We start from the raw sequence: 4,274 nt of genomic DNA on the forward strand, positions 1-4,274 counted from the left end.
GAGTAACTTGTGATGCTGATAATCTTGTTGACTATCAGTCTGACTCCACAAGCACCCACACGAATTGCTTGACTCAGTTGTTAAAGAGCGGTTGGTTAAGATCTTTCGTCTCAACCGAGGCGCGCATTCTACAGCGACCTCATTTGCTGTCAAGCGATTTCTTTATCAAAATCAACTACTTGAACCAGAACCGGCTTCAAGCTGCTCGTCAGCGGGAGGCGAATATTACAGTATTCAAATATGTGGTCAACCCCCTTCCTGAAATTCTTTTCGATTAATCCACGGTGCCAGGGTTGCAGCTATATAGAGGGCTGGTCGGCGGCGAGCAAAGGTCGGTGAATCAGCAGACCTGGAATGTGCGTAGGCGCGCATGCACCTTCTGATGGTGACTATCAAACCGGCTCTAACCCGCTCTTACACAGACTCGAAAGAAAGCCCTTGAAATTCAAGGGCTTTTTTTTCGCCCGCAGAAAAGTGAGTATGTGTGGGCGAACGCAGACATGAGGAATCGGAACCATGGAATTGACGCTGGAAGCTGTTGCGCTTTTTGCTCTCAAGCTGGTGCATGAGACGGACGGCGCGAGCCCGTTGCTGCGCGATGACCTGGTGATGGATGGGTATGAGCGCGAAGTGTTTGGGTTGTTGGTGCGCCAGGGGGATTTAGCGACCATTCAACTGAAGCTTAATGAGTGCATGGCCCAGGCATTAAATGCACTGGGCGGCGCCGACACTGTACTGGGCCGTGAACTGCTCAAACTGTCCACCGGTGTGCAACAGGCCAGCAGCCTTGACGAGCTAAGCGCCCCGCTGACTACCCTCAAGGACTACCTGAAAGATATCCAGTGAGTCAGTGATCAACATACCAGCCAGGTACACCATCAATACGGCGACGCCAGCGTCCAGACATCGCCAGACTACGGGCGTGCGAAACAATAAAGCCAACCGCTGACATCCCAGCGCCAACAGCACAAACCAGATTAATGACGCTGTCATGGCACCTGTCGCGAACAGTGCTTGTTGGCCTGCGGGTTTGGCTGCGCCGATAGAGCCGATCAGCACCACTGTGTCGAGCCAGGCGTAGGGGTTGGCAAAACCAAGGACTATCGCCGTGCGTAAAAGTCCGCGTTGCGAATTACCACCTTGCGTGTCCGGCATGGATTGATTGCGGATGCACGCTCGTAAGCGTTGAGTACCGAACCACAGCAGATAAGCCGCGCCTGATAGCAGGAAAAACGCCATTATCTCTGGGCGGCGCGCCAACAACGAACCCAATCCCGAAATGCCAAAGGCGATTAGAAGGACGTCGGCGAGCACGCAGATGGCAACCACTCCCCATAGAGGGCCACGGCTGACACCTTGGCGTATGACCAAAGTGTCCTTGGGGCCAGGAGCGGCGAACAATCCGATGCCCAAAAGCAAGCCTTCGACGTAAAGGGCACTAACATTAGTAAACATGGAGTGTTCGTGTCCGCAAGGATACTAGCTGGGTTGAATAGGCTGATTACCGAAGCCGGTATGACGAGCATTCACAGCACCGGTAAGATCGATTGCTTGCCTGCGAAAAAAACTCGTCAGCAGTTGCTCCGGGCTCGGATTAGCAAAGTAAATCAAAGAGCTTCTAGCAACAGGTTTATGCGGCGCAATAACAGCATGGTAGGCCGCAGGAATTGCATGATCGGAAAGTTCTGTGAGCAAAGAACCCGCCAACACTGCAATCTCACCTTCCAGAAGGCGAACAGGCTCTAATGAACGCCCCCTCACCAAAACCAGCCCCTCGCGGGTAGGTTTGATAAACGACAACATATGACCATCTTCATGAGGGTCCTGAGCGAATCGACGCACGCAATTTGTTGCCTGCGCACCATAGACACAGAGCTGCAGGTAGGACGCAGAGCGAAAGGACGCCAATGGCGCGACTCCAAACTCTCGACAAATGCCATCCATTAATTCCTGAGCGACCTCACTGATCTGTCTCTCAAAACTATCCACTGCCATGAAGAAAGGGCTTCGAGTGAACTCGAAAGCCTTTCGTTTCGGCGCGTGCGCGGGCCAGTAGCAAAACCGCTCACATAGATCAGGGTGATCTTCATTACCCGAATACTCGGCGCCAAAAGGGAAAAAGCCGTCCGTTTCATAGGCAAAGGAAAATGACTCTTTGGTGGTTTGAGAAATTGCCGCGTACCCCTCAACGATTTTTCTGTAGTCCTGCAGCATCGCATCAGATATTTGTAGGGTGCCAAAGCCTGATCGAGCAATGGATTCACAGCACGCTTTTATTTGAGTCATAGCTATATCCAAAGATTGATGTAAAGGAATGCAACACACACAAGGTTCGCAAGCATGTGAGAAACCGCGACACTGGATACAGCCAACCCAAAAGGGACCTTTCCATGTCCGTCACAACGTCGCCAGCAGAAGTGTGAGTGTGCATTGCCGAATACACTTGACGACGAGCATGTTGTCCTTTTTGGCGAACAAAGTGACGACACATCAAGGACAGGGATTAACAATTAAATTGAGCATCAAGACTCGCGACACCCTCCGCGCTCTAGTCGTAAGGCGCAGCCGAGAACTGGGCAAACCCATGACCACATTGGCCAAGGAAGCCGGCATCTCCAGAACTTACCTCTACGGGTTGGCGGGCGGCGCTTCACAAGATCCCTCAGTACGGACGCTGATCAAGCTGGCCAAAGCGCTACAGGTTTCACCGCTGCTGTTGTTCCGCTATTTCGCTGACCTGGCGGGCGCGCCGACGGACGCCAACTCAATGGCCATCACCAACCGAGCAATCGGCCTGCGTGACACGAGTGACATCGCCGTCTTCAACGCTGACGTGACCACCCCCGACCAAACCGTTGTGCTGCCCGGTGAAATCTTTCAAAAAACCTGGGAGCTTCAAAACCTCGGCACCCGCCCCTGGCGCGCTCGAAAGTTGGTCCGTGTGGACGGTGAATACGTCATCGCCCGACGCACCGCCACGGGCGCGCCGTTGGAAGTGGTGATGGACACACACCTGCGCAGTCTGAGCAGCGAAATCCCCATTGCAGAAACACTACCCGGCCAACCGGTGCATATCACGGTGGAATTCGCCGCGCCCAAGGAGACGTGTACCGTCACTTCCATATGGCGGATCGAGGACGAACACGGCCAGCCCTGCTACAGCCCCGCGTTCATCCTGCATGTGATCGTCAACGTCATGGCGCGCTGAATGACCTTACCGCCGCCCTTCAACCGCCATCCGCACGGCCAAGCCCATCAGCACCGAGCCCATCACCCAACGCTGAACCACCTGCCAGCTTGGCCGGGTGACGAAAAACACCGCGATAGAACCCGCCATCATTGCAATCAGCGCGTTGACGCTCACGCTGATGGCAATCTGCGTAAAGCCCAGGATCAGTGATTGCATCAGCACACTGCCATGCCCATTCGGGTCAATAAATTGCGGCAACAACGACAAATACATCACCGCCACTTTGGGGTTCAGCAGGTTGGTCACCAAGCCCATCATGAATAACTTGCGCGGGCTGTCCTGGGGCAAGTCCCGCACTTGAAACGGTGACCGGCCACCCGGTTTCACCGCCTGCCAGGCCAGGTATACCAGGTACAACGCGCCACCGAGCCGCAGCGCGTCGTAGGCAAACGGCACCGCCATCACCAATGCGGTAATCCCCAGCGCCGCGCAGAACATATAAACGAGGAAACCCAAAGCAACGCCACCGAGGGAAATCAACCCGGCCGTGCGCCCCTGGCAGATCGAGCGGGAAATCAGATAAATCATATTCGGCCCAGGCGTCAGCACCATGCCGAGGGAGACCAGGCCATAAGCAAGCCAGCTGGACAGTTCGGGCATGGTGTCACTCCTGCAGTATTGTGCTGGGTGCCATGGTAGGGCGTTGAAAAGCAGGGCGTTAGATACAGATCCGCGAGCAAAACGTCATACACCACACGTAGAGGCAAATGATCGACTTCGCCTGCTGCCGTACAAAAATATCGTCGCGTACTCGGTAGAAATATCCTGCACGTCTGATCTGAACCCTGCAGGCAAAAAAAAGACCCTGGCGTCCCAAGGTCTTTTTTACTGCTGACACTGCTTCAACAGATGTACACCGACCAATGTGGGAGCTGGCTTGCCTGCGATGACCATAGGTCTCTACACAACCGGTTAGTGGCCATTGGGCTGTTGTGGCGAGCAGGCTTGCCCTGCGTTGGGCTGCGAAGCAGCCCCAGTAAAGGCACTGCAATTCTCCTGAAAGAACTCAGTGTTTGGGTTTGGG

At 54.4% G+C, this 4,274-nt stretch carries 5 protein-coding genes and 1 pseudogene; 3 read left to right on the plus strand and 3 right to left on the minus strand.

Translation table 11 applies throughout. The features are described 5' to 3' along the window. Positions 1-278, plus strand: a pseudogene (locus K0H48_RS20710) (hypothetical protein); the annotation flags it as partial. 238 nt (positions 279-516) lie between these two features. Then, entirely contained in the window at positions 517-846 is a 330-nt protein-coding gene (locus K0H48_RS20715) for a hypothetical protein (protein ID WP_138813927.1), read from the plus strand. Here K0H48_RS20715 and K0H48_RS20720 read toward each other — a convergent pair. Together K0H48_RS20720 and K0H48_RS20725 are read right to left on the minus strand one after the other, a co-directional pair. Then, positions 796-1,455: a LysE/ArgO family amino acid transporter gene (locus tag K0H48_RS20720; protein WP_219268950.1), complete on the minus strand. Its 660-nt coding sequence runs from the start codon at positions 1,453-1,455 to the stop codon at positions 796-798. The genes K0H48_RS20715 and K0H48_RS20720 overlap by 51 nt on opposite strands. A gap of 24 nt (positions 1,456-1,479) precedes the next feature. Continuing rightward, complete coding sequence (locus tag K0H48_RS20725) at positions 1,480-2,286, minus strand: 2OG-Fe(II) oxygenase (RefSeq protein WP_219268951.1); 807 nt, start codon at positions 2,284-2,286, stop codon at positions 1,480-1,482. A 169-nt stretch (positions 2,287-2,455) separates the two neighbouring features. Here K0H48_RS20725 and K0H48_RS20730 point away from each other — a divergent pair, with 169 nt between their 5' ends. Beyond that, positions 2,456-3,208 carry an NBR1-Ig-like domain-containing protein gene (locus K0H48_RS20730; protein WP_257627072.1) on the plus strand — a complete coding sequence of 251 codons (753 nt, stop codon included), beginning with the start codon at positions 2,456-2,458 and terminating at the stop codon, positions 3,206-3,208. A 6-nt stretch (positions 3,209-3,214) separates the two neighbouring features. On the opposite strand, the gene K0H48_RS20735 is transcribed toward K0H48_RS20730, so the two are convergent. Beyond that, complete coding sequence (locus tag K0H48_RS20735) at positions 3,215-3,850, minus strand: LysE family translocator (protein WP_219268952.1); 636 nt, start codon at positions 3,848-3,850, stop codon at positions 3,215-3,217. Positions 3,851-4,274: the final 424 nt, after the last annotated feature.

The organism is Pseudomonas sp. Xaverov 259, from assembly GCF_019352915.1.
GTDB lineage: Bacteria > Pseudomonadota > Gammaproteobacteria > Pseudomonadales > Pseudomonadaceae > Aquipseudomonas.

Coding starts and splice junctions, on each gene's coding strand:
- K0H48_RS20715 (WP_138813927.1), top strand. CDS start 517: ATGGAATTGACGCTGGAAGCTGTTGCGCTTTTTGCTCTCAAGCTGGTG.
- K0H48_RS20720 (WP_219268950.1), bottom strand. CDS start 1,455: ATGTTTACTAATGTTAGTGCCCTTTACGTCGAAGGCTTGCTTTTGGGC.
- K0H48_RS20725 (WP_219268951.1), bottom strand. CDS start 2,286: ATGACTCAAATAAAAGCGTGCTGTGAATCCATTGCTCGATCAGGCTTT.
- K0H48_RS20730 (WP_257627072.1), top strand. CDS start 2,456: ATGTTGTCCTTTTTGGCGAACAAAGTGACGACACATCAAGGACAGGGA.
- K0H48_RS20735 (WP_219268952.1), bottom strand. CDS start 3,850: ATGCCCGAACTGTCCAGCTGGCTTGCTTATGGCCTGGTCTCCCTCGGC.